Source organism: Massilia alkalitolerans DSM 17462 (assembly GCF_000427785.1).
In the GTDB taxonomy this organism is placed as follows: Bacteria; Pseudomonadota; Gammaproteobacteria; order Burkholderiales; family Burkholderiaceae_D; genus Telluria; species Telluria alkalitolerans.
Window position 1 is genome coordinate 45,868 of record NZ_ATYR01000015.1, and the last position, 21,272, is coordinate 67,139.

At 60.8% G+C, this 21,272-nt stretch carries 22 protein-coding genes; 4 read left to right on the forward strand and 18 right to left on the reverse strand.

What is annotated here, in order from left to right:
* Positions 1-44: 44 nt before the first annotated feature.
* The 11 genes from YWC_RS0116040 to YWC_RS0116090 form a co-directional block, all read right to left on the reverse strand.
* Positions 45-710 carry an EAL domain-containing protein gene (locus YWC_RS0116040; protein ID WP_027866290.1) on the reverse strand — a complete coding sequence of 222 codons (666 nt, stop codon included), beginning with the start codon at positions 708-710 and terminating at the stop codon, positions 45-47.
* Positions 711-808: 98 nt separating this feature from the next.
* On the reverse strand, positions 809-1,456 hold the full coding sequence (locus YWC_RS29695) for a hypothetical protein (protein WP_156923722.1): 648 nt from the start codon (positions 1,454-1,456) through the stop codon (positions 809-811).
* Positions 1,449-2,060, reverse strand: coding sequence for a hypothetical protein (locus tag YWC_RS32865; RefSeq protein WP_156923724.1), 612 nt, complete (start codon positions 2,058-2,060; stop codon positions 1,449-1,451). Before YWC_RS32865 ends, YWC_RS29695 begins: the two co-directional genes overlap by 8 nt.
* 60 nt (positions 2,061-2,120) lie before the next feature.
* A complete protein-coding gene (locus YWC_RS0116055) occupies positions 2,121-3,509 on the reverse strand; it encodes a hypothetical protein (protein ID WP_156923726.1) in 1,389 nt (462 codons plus the stop codon).
* An 11-nt stretch (positions 3,510-3,520) separates the two neighbouring features.
* The gene (locus YWC_RS31640; protein ID WP_051306506.1) at positions 3,521-7,720 is read right to left on the reverse strand and encodes an LAGLIDADG family homing endonuclease; all 4,200 of its coding nucleotides are present in this window, start codon (positions 7,718-7,720) and stop codon (positions 3,521-3,523) included.
* Complete coding sequence (locus YWC_RS0116065; RefSeq protein ID WP_027866295.1) at positions 7,717-8,451, reverse strand: hypothetical protein; 735 nt, start codon at positions 8,449-8,451, stop codon at positions 7,717-7,719. The genes YWC_RS31640 and YWC_RS0116065 overlap by 4 nt, the downstream gene beginning before the upstream one ends.
* A complete protein-coding gene (locus YWC_RS0116070) occupies positions 8,448-9,521 on the reverse strand; it encodes a thioredoxin domain-containing protein (protein WP_027866296.1) in 1,074 nt (357 codons plus the stop codon). Before YWC_RS0116070 ends, YWC_RS0116065 begins: the two co-directional genes overlap by 4 nt.
* On the reverse strand, positions 9,518-10,885 hold the full coding sequence (locus YWC_RS0116075; RefSeq protein ID WP_027866297.1) for a secretion/conjugation apparatus DotM-related subunit: 1,368 nt from the start codon (positions 10,883-10,885) through the stop codon (positions 9,518-9,520). Before YWC_RS0116075 ends, YWC_RS0116070 begins: the two co-directional genes overlap by 4 nt.
* A complete protein-coding gene (locus tag YWC_RS29705) occupies positions 10,885-11,439 on the reverse strand; it encodes a lytic transglycosylase domain-containing protein (RefSeq protein WP_051306507.1) in 555 nt (184 codons plus the stop codon). Before YWC_RS29705 ends, YWC_RS0116075 begins: the two co-directional genes overlap by 1 nt.
* Positions 11,440-11,442: 3 nt before the next feature.
* Positions 11,443-11,991: a hypothetical protein gene (locus tag YWC_RS0116085; RefSeq protein WP_027866298.1), complete on the reverse strand. Its 549-nt coding sequence runs from the start codon at positions 11,989-11,991 to the stop codon at positions 11,443-11,445.
* Positions 11,988-12,413, reverse strand: coding sequence for a hypothetical protein (locus YWC_RS0116090; RefSeq protein WP_027866299.1), 426 nt, complete (start codon positions 12,411-12,413; stop codon positions 11,988-11,990). The genes YWC_RS0116085 and YWC_RS0116090 overlap by 4 nt, the downstream gene beginning before the upstream one ends.
* A gap of 191 nt (positions 12,414-12,604) precedes the next feature.
* On the opposite strand from YWC_RS0116090, the gene YWC_RS0116095 reads away from it, so the two are divergent.
* Genes YWC_RS0116095 through YWC_RS0116105 form a run of 3 tightly spaced genes read left to right on the forward strand, consistent with a single transcriptional unit; the run spans position 12,605 to position 14,127 of the window.
* A complete protein-coding gene (locus tag YWC_RS0116095; RefSeq protein WP_036214662.1) occupies positions 12,605-13,210 on the forward strand; it encodes a hypothetical protein in 606 nt (201 codons plus the stop codon).
* Positions 13,211-13,213: 3 nt separating this feature from the next.
* Complete coding sequence (locus tag YWC_RS0116100; RefSeq protein WP_027866301.1) at positions 13,214-13,678, forward strand: hypothetical protein; 465 nt, start codon at positions 13,214-13,216, stop codon at positions 13,676-13,678.
* Positions 13,675-14,127, forward strand: a complete 453-nt coding sequence (locus YWC_RS0116105) for a hypothetical protein (protein WP_027866302.1) — start codon at positions 13,675-13,677, stop codon at positions 14,125-14,127. Before YWC_RS0116100 ends, YWC_RS0116105 begins: the two co-directional genes overlap by 4 nt.
* Here the strand turns inward: YWC_RS0116105 and YWC_RS32870 are convergent.
* A complete protein-coding gene (locus YWC_RS32870; RefSeq protein ID WP_156923728.1) occupies positions 14,096-14,437 on the reverse strand; it encodes a hypothetical protein in 342 nt (113 codons plus the stop codon). The genes YWC_RS0116105 and YWC_RS32870 overlap by 32 nt on opposite strands.
* 163 nt (positions 14,438-14,600) lie before the next feature.
* On the opposite strand from YWC_RS32870, the gene YWC_RS0116110 reads away from it, so the two are divergent.
* On the forward strand, positions 14,601-15,314 hold the full coding sequence (locus tag YWC_RS0116110; RefSeq protein ID WP_027866303.1) for a hypothetical protein: 714 nt from the start codon (positions 14,601-14,603) through the stop codon (positions 15,312-15,314).
* A 59-nt stretch (positions 15,315-15,373) separates the two neighbouring features.
* Here YWC_RS0116110 and YWC_RS29710 read toward each other — a convergent pair whose 3' ends face one another.
* The 6 genes from YWC_RS29710 to YWC_RS0116140 all read right to left on the reverse strand — a co-directional run bounded on the left by YWC_RS29710 (position 15,374) and on the right by YWC_RS0116140 (position 21,264).
* Entirely contained in the window at positions 15,374-15,859 is a 486-nt protein-coding gene (locus YWC_RS29710) for a lytic transglycosylase domain-containing protein (RefSeq protein WP_051306508.1), read from the reverse strand.
* Positions 15,860-15,996: 137 nt separating this feature from the next.
* Positions 15,997-17,691: a DUF4214 domain-containing protein gene (locus tag YWC_RS0116120; protein ID WP_036214665.1), complete on the reverse strand. Its 1,695-nt coding sequence runs from the start codon at positions 17,689-17,691 to the stop codon at positions 15,997-15,999.
* Positions 17,692-18,001: 310 nt separating this feature from the next.
* Entirely contained in the window at positions 18,002-19,483 is a 1,482-nt protein-coding gene (locus tag YWC_RS32875) for a hypothetical protein (protein ID WP_156923730.1), read from the reverse strand.
* 36 nt (positions 19,484-19,519) lie between these two features.
* Positions 19,520-20,095: a hypothetical protein gene (locus tag YWC_RS0116130; RefSeq protein WP_027866306.1), complete on the reverse strand. Its 576-nt coding sequence runs from the start codon at positions 20,093-20,095 to the stop codon at positions 19,520-19,522.
* A gap of 1 nt (position 20,096) precedes the next feature.
* Complete coding sequence (locus tag YWC_RS0116135; RefSeq protein WP_156923732.1) at positions 20,097-20,621, reverse strand: hypothetical protein; 525 nt, start codon at positions 20,619-20,621, stop codon at positions 20,097-20,099.
* A gap of 49 nt (positions 20,622-20,670) precedes the next feature.
* Positions 20,671-21,264, reverse strand: a complete 594-nt coding sequence (locus YWC_RS0116140; RefSeq protein ID WP_027866308.1) for a type 4 pilus major pilin — start codon at positions 21,262-21,264, stop codon at positions 20,671-20,673.
* Between the last annotated feature and the right edge of the window lie 8 nt (positions 21,265-21,272).

Consider the following 21,272-nt stretch of genomic DNA (forward strand, 5'->3'; position numbering starts at 1 on the left):
TTGCACATGTCCGTTGTATGTGCATAAAACAGAACAACTACCACTTATAAAAAAGAGTGACTAATAATCGCCTGCTGGGCCGGCGCAAGGGTGTCAACATGCCAGCCCTGGACGAGGTCGAACCCGATGCGGCGCGCAAACTCCAGAAGCTCTGGCGTCTCGACGCCTTCGGCGACCGTCTTAATGCGAGCGGCGCGCCAGCTCGCGACGGATGCAGCGAGCATGCGGGCGGCCTGGGGCCGGGTGGCGGCGCTGATCAAGAGGCCTCGATCGACCTTGATCACCTCTACACGGTCCAGCGCATATAAGCGCCGGCTGCCGTCCAGGCCCGCGCCGAAATCGTCGATCGCGAAGTGAATGCCGCTCGCAGACAGGCGATTGACCTTGGTGCACACCTGGTCGAACAGATCGCCCTCGGCCACGGCCTCGCTCATCTCGAAGCGCAGGTCATTGAGCATGGCCGCGGCCGTGAATGCGCACTCGGGAAGCGCCAGCAGCGATTCATGAGACAGATTAACGAAGCACGGCTGCTCGATGCCGACTGCGACTTCGCCCAGGTAACGAATGACGCCTTCGTCGACGCGCGCCCAGTCCGCCGGGGTTTCCGGCCGTGAGGCGCCGCGGTACAGGAACTCGTAGCCGTAGACCGAAAAATCGACCGCACTGGCGATAGCCTGCAGTTCAAAACGCACGTCGCATGCTTTCGCCATGCGTCTCGTAGGCCTGGCTCCGGCCCTGGACAGCTGATTCGCCGTAAATCCCATCACGATCAATCTTTCTATTTTGACGCGCTCATCGCCTTTGCGATTCACGCAAAGGTGAGGTCCACCTTCACATCTGGCTTGAATCGAACATCGGCGAGGACGCCCTTGGAATTGGACTTCGGCGCCACGCCCACCAGGCAGATGTCCGAGCCGGCCGGCATCGTTTTCATCCGCATCGGCATGAGCATGCAGCGCAGCAGCGGCAGGCGTTCGAAAATCTCGGGGGCCACCTGCGGGTATGCCAGCATATACGAGGCTGGCTGCGCCCAGTTCACGTCTGCATCGTTGATCTTTCGCACACCGACGAGATCGCGCGCTATTTCCATCCAGATCTCGCCCAGGTCCTGCGCTGCTTCCGCGGACAGGCGGCGCGAAACGATAAAGGGCGTCTTTTCAAGTAGATCTCGCGGCAACTGGCCATACAGAAGACTTTGTGAATCGGATGGCTCTGGGGCGCGATAGGTCAGGTCCACCAGATAGAAAGTCAGCTTACGTTTCGTGAGCGCGCCTTTTTTATCAGCCGCGTCATAGGCGGACGAAAGGAATGGTTGTTTTGATGTCGTGCTACCGTGGAAACCATAGATAAGATCAGGATGAGTACCCTCCAGGCACATCCATTCGGATGTTGGTGTAACGCTAGAGGCATCATTCTCGCCCACAACTGGGGTGGTCAGGCATAGAGACTTAGTCAATGGCTACTCCATGCTCTCTAAGGAATTGTAAAATCTCGCTCATGTCGAAACCCCGTCCGATGGCCATTGCATTCGCGGCTTTCCAGAAAGTAGCACGAGATGTTGCGGGGTCCATCGAAAATACTTTTGAAGAAAGCCTTCTCACCGGCGTTGCGACGGCCTGCTCGGAATTTTCGGCGGCGCGCAGCCACCGATAGCCCGATCCACGATTTTTCCCGAGGAGCTTTGCTAGAAGCGATGCGCATTTTTTGCGCCGCTCCGCAGCATACTCGGGCTCAAAAACAGTAAGCCCGAAAAGAAAGTCGACCAGAGACTGCATATCTGGCGGACGGAAATGAGTTGGAAAGGATGGCTCAAGCAGATACAGGCGAACCAGCATATCCCGCGACTCGTCTACAGGACCTTGCTGATAATCTTTCAAGAAAGTAAGCAGAGCTTGATACGAAGTGAACCCAAGCGCAAACGCAGCGTCCCAATTCGTTAAATGCTCTTTCATCTGCCACGTTGCAACGTCGTATCCAGTCAGCGCCCGCGCTTGGAAGGCCGGGTGCTTCCCCATCGATTTTCCTGCCGCTGGCTCTCTTGCTGCTTTTGCTCGGGCCATTCCATTCCTATTGATAATTTGCAACACGAGCGGTATTGTAACCAACTCGTGTCCAATTTTTTAACCGCCGACGAGATTCTCGCCTGCTTCCATCTCAAATAAGTCGTCGATCACGTTCTCCGCTTCCAGGTCAGCTGCTGTGCGTTGTGCTGTAGCAACGCTACCGAACATACCAACGCTGCTGCGGGCCAATGCTTTAATAGCCCCTACCGGAGCGGATGGGACGGTAACCGCCGGCGCCATCGCCTGCTCAGTCACACCGGATGCTGCTTCAGCGCCCTCCTTGACCAGACCGGCGAACTCCTCCCCTTCCAGCTCCTCGCCGACCAGGATCTCGTCGGACGCTGGCTTATCGAGCACTACGGCCGCCATCACCACTGCTGGTGCGGATTGCTCGGGCATTGGCGTCGCCGTCGCCGCCGGCGCAGGCGGCTCTTCCATCGGCGCCGCCACTGCCACTGGCGCGGCCTTTTCTTCGATCGACATCGCCACGCTACTGATTGCCTTCGCCGCCGCATCGTGCACAGTCGGCAGCGTCTCAGGCAGCTCGCCCAGCTCGCCGTGTGCCGCGTGGCGAACACGCAGCTTCGCGCCCGCCACCTCGGCCGCGCGCAGCGCCGCGTCGAGCAGATCCTTGCCACGGCCGTCGAGCTCGCCCAGCGATTTCGCCTTGCCCAACATCGGCGCCAGGGTCACCGCGATCTGGCGCATCTGCTGCGCGTAGTCCGCCTCGATCTTGTCCCGTACCGCCAGGCGCGCCAGCAGGCGCTGCTCAGGCGATCCGTTACCCATCTGCGCAGCTGCACCTGGCGACTTCGCTGCAGCGCGCAACATGCCCTCGATCGTCGTTGCGCTCAAACCCACGTAATCCTGGTCAGCCGCAAGGGTTTTCATCACACTTTCGACTTCACGCGACACCAGGCGATGCGCATAGCGCGAACGCTCGGCCGATTCCGCCAGCCCGACCAGGTGGGACGCAACTTGCGCCTCCTGCGCGTCGGCTGGAAGCTGGGTCTTGAGGATCTGATCGATTTGACGCATCAGCATCGGTACCACTACGTCGAGGTCGTCCGATTTGCCGGTCACCTCGATGTCGAGCTCCCCATTCGGGTTCTCCGACACTTGCTTGGCGAGGTGGGCGATCTCGGCATCACCATCTTTCCCCAGATTCACGGAACCGAGGGACATCTCATCGTCAGAAGCAAGTGTCGAAGCGGCCGCACGACTGGCCGCAACATCGCCGGCGTCATCGGGATTTTCCTCTGCGCCGGCCTTCGGTCTGAATAATACCCGACCTATCATACGAAATGGCAGCAAAAGCCAGTCAAGCATACGGCGAACAGCCTTGAGGAGACTTTCTAAACCAGCGCGGCCGCTGATTTCCTGTTGCTCACGCAACTGCTGGGCTGACAGCAGCTGCGCGGTTCGAGTTTGAGTGGCGGTAGACATCGTGCTCTCCATTAATTGTTATCGACCAGATTGGTCAATTCTGAAAATAGGATCTCGATGTCGGTTGAGGACGTCTGGGTCTTGTTATTGTCGAGAAGCGACAGACCCTTCGCTACGGCCTTCTCCGTTCGCTGGGCCGCGTCTGCGGCCTGCTCCGGGGTCGATCCAAGGGTCACCTCCAGGCCGACCAGTTCGTCCTTGGTCGCGTCCTTCAGTCCAATCACCTCCGGCCCCATACGTTCGATCAGGGCAGCCTCAACCTTCGTTCGAGATAGTGCTTCCAGCCCCGCGCGCATTTGCTCGGAGCCCTCGGTCGAAAGTGTAGAAGCATCACCCGCCACAGAAGAAGGCGTGGTTGCAATGATTGCCTGGTCGATGGCGCCAGAGGCCTCGCCCAAAACCTCGTCCGCTGGGTCGGTATCCATCACCAGCTGGACGTCGTCCTCCAGGTCGACCAGTCCAGCGTCGAGCTGCACGTCGTCCTCAAGCTGATCGCCGTCGATCACGCCCTGGGCCAAGACTACTGGCGGCTCGCCCTCCTCCGGTGCCGAAACACCCATCTCGTCGCCAAACACGTCTTCTTTCGGCCGGCGGATGATTGGAGGCGAGATCCGCATTATTTCGTCGAACGGGTCGAAGCCGATCAGCGATTCCTCACTGGCCACATCCTCGCCAGCTTTATCGGACGTCGACTCGGCCGCCAGTTCGGCCGTAAGCTCGGCGGACAGGCTCACCGAGTCGAACTCGTCCCCGGCAAATGAACTTGCCGCCTCGAGTTCGGCTGCGACCTGGGCAGCTGGATCAGTGGCGCCGCCTCCGAACATCCCAGCCGATCCTGCTGATGCTGGCACGACAGTTGCGGGCACGGGCGGAGCTACCGCCTGGTCGGTCACGGCCGACGCCACAGCAGCTGGTGGTGCAGTATTGACTGGCGGGCGCTGACTGCCCGCCGCGCCCAGCAGCGACGCGCCGGCGCGCGCGTTGTGTAACGCCTGAATGCCGGCCTGGTACAGCACGATGCCACGCTCCACAGCTGGAGTGTGGGGGTTCATCGTGGCCGCGGCACTCGAGATGCTTTGGATGATGTCGCTGGTCACCTGCTCCGGATAGGCCGGCGCCGTGCCGCTCTCGAGCAGCCCCCGGATCTTTTCCATCACCCACTTGTCCGCATTCGGTGCCAGCTCGACGGTACTGGTGAGCATGCTGGTCTCACCGAGGTCGTGGATCTGCAGGAAACGGTTGATCCGCGGGTACCGCACGCGGGGCACTTCAGGGGACGGGTAAAAGGTACGCATCACGTGCGCCCGCTCGCGGTAGGCGAACGTCGCAAAGCCCGACGCGAGCTCCTCCAGCACCTTCCGGCCGATGCGTGGGCGCTTTTCCATCTTGTAGTTGATGTCACGCCGCACGCCACTGAAAAGCGACTCGGTATTGGTCTCGAAACCGGCAACGACGGCAACCTCGGCTTCACCCAGGGTCTTCTGGGCCAGCTCGTGCGTCTTGTCGGAACCGACGATCTTCATGAAGAACTTGGTCGCCTGGTTCGCCATCATGGCGCCGGCTTCGGCCGCGCGGTCGCCTTCCGTGAGCTTTTCCAAGTCCTGGGCCAAGGCGCAGAGGAAGAAGTTCAGCGAGCGGGCTTGAGCGGCGGTCAGCGCGATGCCTTCCGCGAACTGGTACGCGAATTCGTCGAGGAACAGCGCGAATGGAGTGTCCGACGCGGTAATTTTCGCGTCGACGTTCTGGTGCACGTCGCCCTCGATCGAGGAGCCAAGCGCGCGCGCCATCATGACGCGAAGCAGCGCCAGGTTCAGCTTACCCAGGCTCTCCTGCTCCTGCGCGCCCTTTTCCAGGGACGGGATCAGCGAGATGCAGATGCGGTTGTTGACGACCACGTCCTGCATGTCCACTTCGGGATGCTTGCGCTTGAAGATGTGGCCGTAAGTGTCGATCAGCAGCGACAGCGCCGGGTACACCTGGTCGGCACGGTAGCCGTGCTGGTTGAAGGTTTCGTTGGTCTGGTTGGTCGGCGGCTTCTTCGTCGGCGCCGGAGGCCGGCCGAATGCCTGGTTCAGGGCCGCAGCTTCATCCTCGGCCTCCTCTTTCAGGCAGCCGTGCTTGCGCAGCATGTTCTGGATCTGGAAGCCAGGGAGGCCGACCTCGAGATAGGACTTCACGCCAAGATAAGGCGTTGGCCAGGCCCCGCCGTTCGCCTGCTTCCAACCCTCGACGTAGAGCTCCTCGATTTTGTCCAGCGCCAGGTACTCGCGCATCGTCTCGATCGACAGCGTCAGCTCGCCCAGGTCGCGCTTGTGCGTCAGGGCACGGCAAATACCGCGGAACAGGTTCAGGCCGCGGTCTTGCCATGTCTTCGAGTCGCCCGATGCCTTGACCATGATGTTCGAGGTCATCTGCACCAGGGTATCCGCGTCGGCGGCGGTTGCCGGCTGCAGGCCGTTGGATAGGCGCTCACGGATACTGGCGATCTGGGTTGGCGACAGGCCGCCAAGCAGGTAGTTCACGACCAGGTAGTCGTAGTCGCGCGCGAACATGCGCACCTGGGAATACATGTCCGTCGGCAGTTTGTTGTCGGCCTTCGCATCGGCCACGAAGAAGCCGCTCGCCCAGCACAATACATTGAAGGTCATGCCCTTCAGGAATTCAGAGTTGTGCGTAACTACGTAATCGTCGGTAATGTAAAGGTGGCGTGGATCGTCGAGCATGATGCACTTGGCCACCTTGCGACCGATCTTTTCAACCTGCGTAATCTTGAGCTTGAGCGTGTCACTGTATTGATAGGACTGAACTCGGTCCACCTTACGGCCGAGCCTGAAGAGACTTGCAGGCTCCGGGTGCCGGATATTGACCGTGTAAGCAAGTCGCCCGGTTCGCTTCTCACCTTTGTGTGTGTATGTAGGTCTTTTCGTGGACACTGATGCGATGCCACCCAGGGAGCGGACAAGGTCTTGCACCTGCCTAGCCAAGATCGCGCTTACAGTAGTATAAGAGGCGTTCGCACAGTCTCTGTTAGCAAAGCCATCCGTATCCATCAGCCCCTGTAACAGAGCCTTGCGCTGCTCGATCGAGGCCTCCCGATAGATGTCAGGGATAAATTTTGTCTCGCTCGTCGTCCCCATTAAAGCGAGACCATCTAGGATCGCCTTCACAGGGTTGCGTGCGTAGCTTCCGTCAGGGTGCCGGCCGACGAATGAGTGCTCTGGCTTGGACCGGATCCAGTAGCTGTAAGGACCATCCGATTCGTACTGGACGAGTTCGGTTTCCGCAGGAAGCAGTTCCGCACATGCGTCAAGGATGTCCTGATCAGCACTGGAGATGCGCAAATACTTGTTCATGTTACCGTCGCCGATGAGCAGGCCCAGGAGGTAAGGGTGCAACGGTAGCTCCTGGCGCGGCTTCTCTACCGGCTCGCTCAGCGGCACACAGAAGGTACCCTTGTTGCGCTGCAGGAGCTCCTGCACCTGCTTCGTCGTCAGCGTTCTCGGTTTGGCCTTCCCTGCGCGGGAAACGCCAGGCTTGTACTTGCCGTTCCAATGTTTATGGTGCACTTCCCACAGGTGGTCGCCACAAGCTTCCGTCGTGCGGCCATCTGCGAATGTCACCCTGTAGATGTCCAGCTCGCCCTGCGGGAACACGGCTACAACGGCGGCGCTTCCCCCGGCAGGAGTCGTCACCTGGTCGCCAACTGCGATATCGCCCATCGTTCGCCATCCAGACGGTGTATGCACCTTTGCGTCGAGCGGCTGCGCCTTGCCGCTACCAGTGGTCCCAAGCACAAGCATATGGCGCGTCAGGTCGTCGGCGGACAGGAAGACCTGCTTGCCGCGCTCATACGGGTCGCGCGCGTCGATCAACCCGAAATACATGATCCCGGTCGGTTGCATCGGCTTGTCGGTACCAGGGTGGAGAAGGCCCGGATCGGGAACTTTGCACCATGCTGGGTACCGCATGGGGGCATACTGGGCAGTCTTCTGATACTCGTCCAGGAATGCCAGGAACACGAACAGCATGATCGGGAGAGCGAAGGGGAACACGAGGCAGACCAGGCCCAGGCCGACCATGACCTTGCTGAAATTGCTCGGGTAGACAATCCAGTCCTTCATCAACTGGCCGTTCGTACGGACGTCGACAATGACCCGTTTGGCCGATACCTCCTGGCCGCCTTCGATGGTGGTGTAACGACCGTGCTTCATTTGGGCGCCTCGCATTCTGGCTGTTCATCTTCGACCGTGACCACCACGCTGCCGGCGGCCTGGCGCGCGCCGACATACTCCCCCACCGGCTTGACGACCGGTTCGATCACGCTCGACATCAAGCGCATGTGGTCGACTTCGTGCTGGCTCGCGGCATCCGTCAGCAGCTCGTAGACCCTGGCCGGGTGCGCGCTCACGAAGCGCGTATCGGGCGACTCGTGGGTTTCGACGGCAAGATCGGTCGTCCCGGAGCGCATCCACTGCGCGCCGAAATCGACCAGGTCCTCGACGGTAATCTCACGCCCGCGCTTTTCGCGCAGTACGACGGCCGGCGCCAGCAGCGCCGACCAGACCGTGGCGACGCGGCGCTGGTTGTCGAGCTTGTTCATCTGCGGCACCCCGACACAGAACAGACGAATGATCTCGCTGGCCAGGCCGTCCGGGTCCATCGTGGCCGCAGCCTTGGCAAACTGCTCGCCCACGGAAGTCACGTTGCGCGTGATCTCGCCGGTGCGAAGTGTCTTTGCGCCCTTCTTCGGCTTTTGCTGCATCAGCTCACGCATCGCCCCGTAGCCATGGACGACAGAGTGCTGGTAGGCCAGCTGCAGCTCGTCGCCCAGCTTGTGTCCCTCGGGCGCGCAAAACGCCGGAAGATAGGTCGGACGAATGGCGCGCGCTGTCCGACTGGCGAACCAGCCGGTCACTGCTTTGAATACGGTACCGGTGCTCATTTGGCCAACCAGCTCGCGATCGCTTCGGCCGAGCGCAGGTCGCCGTCGAAGATCTGCCCATCGGGCTTCATCAGGGTCGGCGTCTGCGTCAGGCCGACGCGCGCGAACAAGACGGTATTGCCGTCGGCCGTTGCTGGCCCCGCCTCACACTGCTGTGAGAGGTCCAGGTCTTTCGGCGTCTCGGCCATCAGGTTCGCCCAGCGCGCGGCGCGCTCTTGGGCGGTGCTGGCGCAGCTCGCGTACGACACCAGCGGGCGCGAGCCATTCTTGAACGAGACCGGGATGACAGCCAATCCGACCGTGGCCGGCAGCTTGGCCAGCACCTTCTGGTCGAAATCACGGCAGTTCGGACACAGCGGATCGGACCAGATGATCAGGCCCTTGCCGCCGGCGCCCGGGGCGCGAAGCTCGATCGACGACGCTTTCGACAGCGCTTCCTTGACGCTCATGGGGCTTGCCTGACGATCGACAGCCGCCTGCGCTACCGCGGCCGACGACATCCCGTCCGCCTCTATGGTCGAGAGCACCGGCGCGGTCGTCAACGGCTCTGCAGCGCCAGCGGGCGACGACACACCCACAGGGGCCGTGGCCGGAGCCGAGTTCGGTCCCGAGATATTGACGATTGCGGCATAGCCAATCAGCAGGGTCGCCACCACCGTCGTGCGTCTGTTGAATTGGAGCGAGAGGCCACGCGGCTTGCGGTGCAGGGACGCATCGAGCTCGCTGCGCACCGCTTCGCGCAGTGCACCGGGCCACTCCACCCCGAGCAATGTGATGCGCTCGACGCCTCCCGGCCGCGCCACCGTGCAGACCAGGCCTTGTGCGTCGTTGACCATGCTCATTTCGCGCACGCCCTCGCCGCCCAGGTGCACGAGCCTGGTCTGGATTACGCGGCCGAACAGCCCCAGCGGCAACCATGGGCGTTCGACGTATCGCAGCGTGAGCGCCACCATGCCATCGTGGTATGAAACGGATGCCGCGTACTTACCACGCGTGTCGGGATGCCCCGACATTGTTGCGCTCAACTGCGAGCCTTGGGCGTCTGCCAGCGGCTGGGTCATGTCGGTCATTGCTGCTCCTCTTGTTGCGGGAAAGCGCCCTTCGCGCCGGACATCAGTTTCGTGATCTGCTCGTTCTCGAAATCGCGGCGCGCCACAGCTTCAGCTGCGTCGAACTCGGTTTCGGCGCCTGGAGGCGGAGAATTTTTGTTACCAGGGTTGAGCAGGTCGACCACGTGCTGGCGGAACAGCTCTCCATCCAGTCGCGACTGCTCTTCCGTCATGCGCCCCCACAGGGTCTCAGGGGTCTCACCTGGGTTTGCCGACCGCCAGAAGTCGTATTCGTCCTGCAGGCTCTTGAGCGAGGCCACGACCACAGGCAGGATCGGGATCCTGTTGAGGCGCTGGCACTTCTGCTCGTGCTCCCAGTGCTCATGCGCGCCGGCGCACTCGGCAAACGCCGTGCGTTGCCGCCCCACGCTGTTGAGCGCGGCATACAGGGGATTGGCGTTCGGGCGGAGCCAGCCCACAAATTCGGCGGTTGTAACCTTGCCGGCGCGCTTGCACAGCTTGTACACCTGCATGAGATACGTGACCGAGAAATGGTGCGAGCGCCAGAGATTGTTCAGCAGCGGGTGCGCGCGGTACTTCTGGTACTGTTCGTTGGCCAGGCGCAGGTCCGGAGTCTGGGTCTCGTTCACGGCCGAGTAGTTCAGCTTGTCGAGCAGTTCGCGGTACTCGCGCAGGCCTTCCTTACCATGCACGGCCGCCGGCGCCAGCAGCGCAAAGACCGTTTTCTCCCAGTCGTTCAAGCGGTCCGCGAAAATCATGTCGGAAGGGTCGATCCCAGGGCGGTAGACGCGCGTTCCCAGCTGCGACAGGAGGTAGCGCTCCGCCTTCTCCAGGTCCAGGTCTCCATTTTCCGTGGCCAGCCCGAACTGCTCGACCACCTCATGCGGATGCCACGGCGGGTGAAAGCGCGGGTCTTCATTCTTGTAGAGCTTCTTTGCGATCGGCACGATCGGCGCGATAGGCGAGTGGATCGTTGCCTGGTGGCGCAGCAAGGCGTCAACCGTCAGTCGCCCGCGTAGGCCACCCGCTTCCCTACTGATCGGGTGCTTCCCTGCCGTCCAGGCAAAGCGAAACGCAACGCAAGCCAGCAGGATCGAAGGCACGCGCCATGCATTACTGGTCCACTCGAAGAATTTGCCAGCCGACGGCGGCTGCACCACGTCACGGATGATCTCCATCCGATACGCGTGCACAGCGTCGAACATGTCAAACGGCCAGAGCATGTAGTAGGCCATCTTCGCGGAGCCGTAGAACAGCCCGTTCCCCATGGCGAACCAGCAGATAACGAACAGGGCGATGATCAGCAGCGGGATGACGAAAATCCCTGAGACGTCGGCGTTGGGCGTTTGTGAACTGCGTGCCATCAGAATTTGCCTTTCGTGGTCATCTGTTTGTATGCGCCGTACACCAGGTTGATGTACTTGTTGTGATGCTTGGGCGTGCGCGAGTGGTAGTTGCCGACACCCTTCCAGAGATTTCCGCCGGCGCCGTTGATCTCAGTGCGCAGCGCGAAACCGAGCGCGCGAACCGCCTGGCACATGTCGTTGATCAGGGCCTCGCGGGGGATCTTGTATTTCTCGATCAGGACCTTCGCCCAGCTCTGGGTGTTGAACTGCGACGGCCCCAGGTCGTCTGTGTTGTTGGTATTCCTGGACACGATCCCGGTGCGGCCATTGCTCTCGACCTTGAGGATTGCCAGGATCAGGAGCGGATTGAGCTCGTACGTGCCGGCGCTCGAATGGATACAGTGCGGAGGAATACGCTCCGGGACGGAGACTTCGTACTGCGAGCCCATGTTCGCTATCGCCCGCAACGCGAAGCTCTCGGCCAGGACATCTGGATGGCCAGCCCCGGCCGGTGCGACTGCGACCAGGGCCGGCCGCGCCGGCGGCGGCGGCATGTTCTCGATCACCACCATAGGTCAGTCCAGAAACCAGAAGGCGCGACGCCAGATCCACATGCCGGGCCGTGCGATCAGCTGGCGCAGGCTCCACAGCGCGCGCTCCTGAAGCTGGGTGTAAAGGCAAACCGTTTTGATGCAGCTCGCCGTCAGGTAGAGGGTGGCCGCGCTACCGTAGACGAATGGTCGAAGGCCGAACTTGAACGTCAGGCCAATGGTAATGATCACCGTAAAGATGAGCAGGCAAAGCCTGATAGCATGCGCCTTGACCATCGCGCGCATCTTCTGCTCGATGTCGGCGTCGGAGAACTTGAGTTGCTCGGCCATGAACTCGAATCGCTCGTGCTCTTCGAGATCGAGCACCATCTCGCGACCGATCTGCTCCACCTCGTGCTTCTTGAGCTGGGCCTCGTTCATGTCTTCCGGCCGCAATGTTCTCCCGCGGCGCGCCATGTGGGCGATGCGTTTGATCGAGTCCTTGGTGCTCACCAAGTTGCGCCAGGCCTGGACCGGGAAGACGGCCCACAACACGCCCTTGCCGAATTTACGCGCGGTTTCGCGGATTTTCATTCGTCACCTCCGCCGAACTGGCGCTGATATTGCTGGACGTCTTGAGCGATGCGCCGGATTTTCTCCGGCGCCAGCAGGTTCGACAGCGACACCGCACGCAGCACTCGGGCCAACATCGCCTTCGTGCAGGGCATGTGGTGCAACAGGCCTATGTCCTTCTTCACGATCGTCTTGATGAGCGTGCGCACCTCCTGCGCGTGCAGGTTATCGATCAGGCAGGCGTCGATCACACTGACGGCCAAACTCAACCTGTCGTTCACCTTCGCCACGGCGATGGACTGCACGAGGGCATCGCAAAAATTCAGGATGTTATGGACCTCTTCGTCCGTGCCTCGATATGGTGCTTGATAGATCACCTCGAACTGGCGGCTCGCAAGCAGCGCCAGCACGTGAGCCTCTGTCATGGAGTTGACCACGTTCATGACGGGGTCGGGCCGAACTGGGCCTGCGGCTGCCGCTGGCAGGGAATTTGGGATCATTGAGGAGGCTGTCAGGGCGTTGCCGAAAGGCTCACGATATTTTCTAGGAACAACATTTGTGCTACATTGTAGCGATAATACGTGACAGAATACAAGAATTGCCCGATGGCAATTTGGCGTTTCGCCCCTCTCCCATGACCGCAGCCCTCCATTTTTCAAAGCTAAATGCCCCTGCTGGCGACGACCTGGTGTGTCGCCCGCTCGTAGCTATGGCCGCGCGAGGGTTCGACCGGGAATGCCTGCTGTACATGCAGGACGCTGCCTTGAGATACGCCGCGCAGTCGCTACAAAACAACACGTCAAAGCAGGTTTCGCCGGCGGCGCTGTTGACGCTCGTTGACCTGCAGCTGGGCGGATCGGGACGGGTAACTTCCGAAATATCGCCGGGCCACCTCGCTGCCTACATGAGCACGAAGGCGTTCCTGAGCCAGTTCCGGCAGCGCGATGCCATGTTCGACGTCGACGCGCTGTCGGCTGGCGCCACCCTCGTGCCGGGCGATAGCGCCCTCACTGACTGGTTGGCACATACCCTGACCGGGCTGAAGCGAGACGCGGATCGACTTGCAGCCAAAACGCCGATGTTTGCCTCCGAAATCGCCACCCAGGTGCATCGCGTGACGCAAGACCCCGAGCTCGAGGGGTTGGCCCAGGCAATGCATGCTGCCGCAGCACTTCCCCCACCGACCTCAGACGAAGACCAGGTGCTCGATTGTGAGTTTCCCGCACCTATATCCAGCTGATCCATGACTATCCAGAATTCCAGCTTCGGCTTCATCGACTACCTCATAGACGGGGTTCGGCAGCGCGTCGCCTGCCAGTTCTTCAGGGTGGGCAGCAACATGCTGGCCCGGCTAGTGCCCGATCAGGCCCAGCCAATTACAACGGCGGTATCAACGTCGATGCGCGCTGAAATTCTTGGCGCGTTCTCGGAAGTGCTCGAGCGGTACAAGGAGGAGTGCCGCCAGGTGCTCGCCAGCACCAGGTTCTGGACCGAATGCGCAGCCTTCGGCGGCGCCGCGCTCGCCCTCTTCCAGATCGCCCACCACATGCGCCTTTTCGGCCCCGCTGCTCCAGAAGGGATCGAGGCATGGGCGCGTTTTTGCCAGCGCCTGCGCACGAGTGAGCGGTCGGCCGCGAACGGAATCCGCGAGCTGCTCTCGCCCGGCGCCCAGGCGACGGCCATGCCTACGGTGGCGGGGGCACCATGAGCAACGAACAGGCGATCGCCCAAGACATTGCCGGCGGCGCGCCGCCCAGGGACGAACAACGCTTCCGAAGCATGTGGGGGCAGCTATTTGGCGATGCCGCGGTCCAGGTCTACTTCGTCGACAGCGAACTCAATGCCCGCGTCTACACGCTCGACGGCGATTCCGGGTACAAGGTCACGCACAAAAAGGTCGGCGGCTCGAACCCTGTAGAAGAGCCCGAGGACCAGGCGAATCAACATCTGGCCTTCCCGAAGAAGGCCCGGCGCGGCGAGAAGCACGGCCGCGCGCAGCTGGGTGAGAATGACGTCCGCGCAATCCGCGAGTGGGCCGCCGATCTGCGCGCCAGGAAAGAAACACCCCCGTGGACCGCAAAAGCCAAGGAGCTCAACATCAGCGAGGGCACCCTCCGGGACATTGTCAGTCGACGGACCTGGTCGCATTTGCATTAGCGCCCACATCTCCGTCCTTCCCTCGCCCCTCCCCTGCAGCCAGTCGAAACAGCACGCGCCTGGCTGCGCAAACCCGTCCCACCCCGATCCCGAACGACACCTCGGCATAGCGCAGCAGCATGTGGCGCGGAATGTCGCCGCGTGGCGTTCGCAGCATCTCCGTAGGAGAGCAGCCGGCCGCCAATTCGCCGCGCAGGCGCTTCATCGAACGACGTAAGCTAAGCAGGTTCGCTATCTCAATGGCGACAACGCGACGGTAGGCGGCAAATGGTTTCTGGATCATCACTTCATTTTCTATATCGTTACGCACGGCCGCGCCGCCGGCGAGCCGGGATGGTGCGCGGGCGAGATCGTCCGCAGAGCACCCCTGCTACCTATTATGACAATGCGACGTAACGTGTAACAAGAATTAGGTGCAACCACGGGCACCCAGGCCGCCAATAATTCCCGCTTTGACGACTCCTGGAGACGACATGTCCCGAATTGCAATCATGGTCCGCCTGGCTAACGGCGGTAGCCAAAATTCCGGCGCTCAGGACGGCTCGCCGTCCACGCACCCGACACTCGGCGCAGCTCGCGCCGAGCTGGAAGATCATCTGCGAGAAGCTGAACTGGCCTCCGCTATGGGCCATCTCGACGGTGAGCACAGCGTGGCCGACTACTACCTGCATGACACCGCCACTGATGACGCGTACGACGTCGCGTGGGGCCCAGGTAAAAGCGCCCTTCTGGTGCGCGTTTCACACGCGGCCGTGCTCAAAGTGCTTGCCGACGCTGTCGCTGAAGGTAAAGCGGAAAACGAGTTGGCCTTTGAGCTAGACGCCGCGCAGACGGTGCTCAGGTACGGGATGGAGGACCATCGGCGCACTCAGGTCGTGCTGCTGCCACCGCAGGACGGGCCGAACTGGGATAAGCACGTGATTGCACCGAGCAGCATGCTTGCCCACGAGGCACTAGCGGCCGTCAATGAGGTAAGCGCGCGAGCCAACGCGGCCCAGGCGCGGATCGAGCTGGGCTTCGTGGATGACGACGGGATGAAGCTCGGTGAGCGGATCGAGGAGTACCTGGGCGAAGCAGGCTTCGTCACCCTCTCCCAGGACGAGGGAAACATGCGTATCGCAGACTGCTGGGAACAAGATCCCACACTGGAAGAAGTACAGGACGACTCGCCGGTGCCGGGCCTGTAAAAGCGCAAGGGCGAGCCGAATAGATGCTCGCCCTCGTCTTGATGTTGCGCTCAACATCTTCAACCTGGTGGCCGAACCGCCGCCGACACAACCTTCTGCACGTAGCCAGTGCGGAAGCCGGTCGAGAAATTCCCCGACTGGTAGCACGACAGCGCGGCGCGCAGCGCCACCTGGGGAGCGCGATACTTCGGCAGCGCGCGGGTATAGCAGTCGGAGAGAATGAGCCCGCCGACGCGGATGTTATTGCACGGGTCGAAAACGGTCTCGGCGGTCAGGCCATATCGACGGAAGTTGCTTGAGTTGACCTGGACCGGACCTGCGTCGAACACAAAATCGTTCTCCAAGAACCACTTGGCCCAGGCGATCGCTTGAGCGCGGCTACGTGGCTGCGCATCGAGCTTGAACACGCGGCGATCGCTTCGTCGAACGATCTTGTAGCCGATCGCATACGGGTTGAAGCTGCTCTCTACGCGCATGACCGCCTGCATCGTCTGCTGCGAAACGTGCGCTGGCGTGCACTGTTGGATCAGTGCTGGGAGGTCCATACAATACCTACCTTACCCTCGTTACAAAAAGATTTCGCCGGCCGGGGCCGTGTCGGGATCTTCTCCGAAACCGCCGCGGCCGGCCCTTGGCTATCTGCTCGGCTGGGCGCGCCGCCCAGCTGCTGGATATTGCGAGGTCACTTAGAACCGTATTGCTCGTACAGGATGCCCGAGTGGACTTCCCCTGCTACCTGCCCTTTGTTCTCGGCGCTCTCACTAAACTCGACCAGCAGCTGCTCCAGCGTGCCGCCAGAGGCCAGAACACGTGCCCAGTAAGCCTTGCCAGCTTCATCCGGCTCACGGTGCAGCACGTTGCGATACAGCGCCCGCAGGATCTGCTCATGGGTCGGCGCACGGCCGTAGAGGGTAGCGAACTCGGCCGACTGAGCAAACTCACGCGCCACGGAATGGATCTTCATGCCTTGATCCATCACGCCGATCCAGAAGCCCAGGCCTTTCACGTCCGGCCGGCGATCGAACGCTGCGCGGTAGAGTCGATATGCTTTGCCGGCGTTGCCCTCGATGTCGAAAGCCAGCGAGGCATCCGTGAAATCGACTCGGGTAGGGTTCTTGACGGTCTGCACTCCATCGCGTCCAGTCCTGTCGGACAGGGTCAGCACGTTGTTGTTGTAGGAGACCATATAGTCCGAGTGCACACCGCGCAGGACTGGACCTACGTCGAACACCACCACTGGGTAGGTAAAGCTGCGCGGCTGCTCATCGATCATCACGTTCGAGACGGTCACCTCGTACTTCATGTCGGCATCAGGTTTCGGATGCGCGCCCGACGGATCGATACCAGGAACCTGCCAAACAATCGCGTTGTCGTAGCCATTGCCGTTTTTCAGAGGCTCGACGGTGAGGTTTAGAGGGTTACCATTGAGAGTCACTGTGACACGGGCATTGGCAAAATCAGCGTTCGGATATGCGAACGACCAGCGCGAGTAGACCGTTTGATAGGGGACGTAACCTCGGGTGGGCCACGCGACAAAGTCATCACGCACCTGGCGGGGAACACCCCAGAAGTCAGCATCGAGAATCCACAGTACATTCGTACCCCAGCGGAAGCTGCCATTCCAGTCCATGTTCGGAACGTCGCCAACGCCAAAAGTCTTCATACCAGGGAAAAGAACGAAGCGACGGTGGCCGACACCATAATTGCTGGCGCCCGGATCTTTCATGTAAATATCAATCGCCTCCGGGCCGTTGTATCCCTGAGCGAGATTGGAAGACGCCGCAGCCTCCGCGCCCTCGGACGTATAGAACTTCCAGTCCGCCGGCGGATTATGGGATAACGTGCCGTTTACGGTCATCATAAAGGCCGCTTGCTGGGCTTTCGAGCTCGATGCGTTAGAGAGGGTCGTAGTGGCCGGCACGCCGGCCATCGCACGGTACCAGTTGATGCGTTCAACTGTCGAAAGTTGATATGCAATACTGACGGAGCCGGCGTTGCCCGAGGTGAAGTTGCCCGTCCATTCCATCGGCACTGGCGGCTTCATGTAAGCCTTTGTGAACAGCTTGCGCACCGCTTCTCGATCATACGTATCGATCGGTGCAACTACTCCCATTGCTTCCGCTCCACCAACGACCTGTGCAGACGCTTTGCTCATCGAACCGCTGAACACACCATTCGGTCCAAGCTGGCGCGATACGACCGGCTCTACAAGCAAGGTGCCAGCGCCGACTTGATTTAAGACCGAGGTGCCCTGGGCCGCCACGATCCGCGGGGATGAAGAGGCCATGTGCGCCTCTTCGTGCTCGACTTGGCCACCGCAACCAGCCAGAACAAGCAGCGCCGCCGTGACCGCTGCCGAATTCAGTTTTCGATTCATTTGCATGTTTCCTCCTCAGCAGCGCGTTTCCAGCGCCGATCTCCGCTTGGACAGTCTTTCAGCTTGAGCTTCGTCGAATGCATACTGAAAGCACGCCGACCTCTGCAATGTGAATGAAACGCCGCGAAATCAGATTGCGCTCAACATCACCTCAATGTGATTACATCATAACTACATAAACCGGAGTTGTCAACAGGAAAGTGTTCACATGTAATCACACGAACAGAACGGTAAACGTCCTCTGCACGCAAAAAAAAAACCGAAACGGCGAACTGCTTTTTACAGACGCAGTTCGCCGTTTCGTCGCGACTTAGTAGTATTCGGTGTTCAAAAGTTGACCCGTGATCCGGTCACAATATGCCGTTCCGAGGAGCAATCTACCACCTGTTGCTGTCCGAGAGACTTCTGTCCCGCCCTTGTAGCAGACTTGGTAGCCGTTGGCATGAATGCGAGTCGAGGTCATTCCTGCTCTGCAGGCCCAAGCTTCCTCCACTTCCTCGTAACCACAAACCGTTGGGCTTTCGTCCGGCTTAGGAATAATGATGGTTTCCTTAGGGTCCTCTTTGGGTGGGTCAGCCTTACAAGTATTTGTCTGGGGGCCTTCATACGAGTAAGGCGCTCCATACGCACCGTTTGGACACGTTTGATAGCTCGTCGAGTACCAGCTGCCCGAGGTGCCTGCTGGGCAGGTGTAGGTGTTCGGCCAGCTAGCTTCGGTGCAGGTCACAACAGGCGCAGGCGTCGGATCAGGCTTCGGATCAGGAGCAGGTGTCGGCGCAGGCGTCGACGCGCCAGGAGCGTGACAGTCGATGGTGTGCGGACCTTCATACGTATAGTCAGGAGCGTACGGACCACCAGGGCAGGTGCGATACGTCGTCGAGTAGTGACTACCCACGGTACCAGCTGGGCAGGTGTAGGTATTCGGCCACGTATCGACCCAGCAAATGGCGTCTGCTGGCCTGGATGGCTCCGGCGCCGGTGTTGGTGCTGGCGGCGGGTCTGGCGGCGGCGGCGTCGTGCAGTAATTACCGACCGTTACCCACGAGCCAGTTGTGGTGTTACCCCATTTGTCGGTGGTGGTCACGCGCTCCTGCTCTCTATGGCCAACTTTGCCGCCAGTACAGCTAGTATTGCGATACGAATATGAAGGTGGAGGTACCGTTTGGCTCGCCTGGCTGTTCCCGAGCCATGCTTTTGCAGCGACGACTGCTGGAACACTGCCGCGCGGGTTCGGCAGCGTGACGCCCTTCTTGACAAGATTCAGAGGGTCGTTCAGAGCATTTGTCCAGCCGGCCCCATTCGGGACATATCCGGCGATCAGGCCCGCGAGCTGTTGATCGACCTCCCCGGCTGACTTCACACTACCGCTGGTCACCGCCGTCAAATGCAGAACGCACTTCGCCGCGGCGCATCCGATCGGCTCCTTCTTGATCTCGAAGAGCAGCTTGCCGCCAGGCTGCGCAGAATCGTCAAACGATCCTGCCGCGAAGCCTAACGCCTTCAGCTCGGCGATCGTCGGTGCCATCGGATTCGCGACGCCTGCCACGCTGGAACCCGACGTTAGCGCAGTCTGATACTTCCGCGCATACGCATCCAGCTGGTCCAGCCCGGACCCGATCTGCTTGCCCCGCCCCTGCGCGACCAGGTCTTCCTGGTAGTTGTTGTAGAGCACCGAGCCGCCGATAGCCAACACACTGACCACGGCGCCGCCGATAAGCGTGGCCATCATGTTCCAGCCTCCCTCATGGCGGCGCCGGCTCGCGAAGTTCAAACGATTGCTGTCTTCTTTCATACGATTCCTGTTGTTGTTGTAAACACTTAGGTGCTGCTACGGGGCGACCGAGACTAGCGCGCCAACTGCACCGGGAGCGCTGCTCGGATTCGGGATCTGGGTGTACAAATTTCCCAGCACGGCTGGGTTTGTTGGCGGCGCGCATATACCGATGCGGCCCAGCGCTTTCGCGATGCCGCAGGCGCGCTCACGATCTGGATTGCCCGACTTATCCACGATGCTGCCCGTCAAATACACGGCCCCCTCGATCGCTCCAGTGGGCTTGACGGTCAAGGTCGTGGCGAACGTCTTCCCCCAGGGCGCTGTGACCTCGGGGCCACCGGCGCTGAGGAAGCCAAGCGAACGCAGTTCGTCGAGAGTCGGCGCGAGCTGGTTGTTCACGTACATGATCTCGTCACCACGCCGGAACGCCGCTTTGTTGGCCATCGCGTACTGCGTCAGCGCCCGCTGCATGTGAAGCAATCCTATGGCCTCGGTCGCGTAATAACGGCTCTCACGAACAGTTCGCGCCCAATCCATCGCGGCATACGCAGCGACATGGAAGAGGAAAGCCGCGATGATCGCCGCGACGAGCGCATCGCCTTTTTCACGGCGTAGATTTCGAAAACGCATGTCAGATCGGACTCGCAAGATAAGCCCAGGCGCACACTATTGACGGGCCGACAATCGGACTTGCGACGCCGGTGTGGGCCGGGCCATTGAGCACGCCTGGAGTCGCGATGCTGGTGCGCAGCCCGGCGCCGCCGGCCGCCATGACGACCGCGCCCGCGAGCTGTGGCGAGGGATCGCCAGCATGCGTGATCGCTTGGGTGTCGCACACCAGGCCAAACAGATCGTTGCGCGCGCCTTTACGGATCGTGAACTGCAGGCTGCCATCGAAAGGCGTCCTCAGTGGCGTGTATCGGGGCAGGAAATCTGCGGCCTTGAGCTGCTCGGCAGTCGGCTGTAGCGGAAGGGGAAAGCCTGGTGCATTCCCATTCTTCACGATCGACAGGCCGTGCATCTTCAAATAGGCGTCAAGGGCCAAGGCGGCCTCGGCGAGGATCTCCCCCTCGCGCGCCGCCTTGTTCATCAGCCGATAGTGGTTGAACGAAAACATGGTCCCGCTCATAAACGCGATCCCGAGGGTGACTGCCACCAACGTCTCGATCAACGAGCCACCAGACTGCCTTTGCCGCATCATCGCCTTAGGCTCGTTTCATCCGCTCGAACATGATCGACACGTTGTTCGCGCTGTCGCACTGGGTCTTCAGCGTGCCAGGGTTGACGACGCCGTTCAGCGGCTTAACGATGGTGCCGGCCACGGTGATTCGATCAGCGTCATCGGACAGCTGGTTGACCAGGGTCGTGCAAGAGTCGCTGCGAACATTGCCGTCGGTATAGGTCATCGCGTCGTTCGGCGAGTTGATGGTGACGATGCCCAGGGTGACAGTGCCGTTGAATCGGTTGTTGATCACGCCGCCGCCTGGCAGATATTTGTTCTGCACGATGGAAGGGGTAGCCATACTTGCCGTGGTCAGGCCGGTGTAATTGGCCGCGCCGGCATACACGTTCTCGATCTTACTGATGTGCGTCGAGACGGTCGACGCCTCCATCCAGCCCAGAAGCGGGCCGTAGACCTGGGATTTCATAAAGTAGACGAAGCCGACTACCGCAACCATGACCACGACCGAGACGAGCATCTCCGTGAGCGTGACGCCGGCCTGCTTGATCTGGTTGACGCGGGTGAAGGCCCGCTGACGGCGAGCTGCATTGGTGCCAGTGGCGATTGCTTGTTTCATGTTTTGTG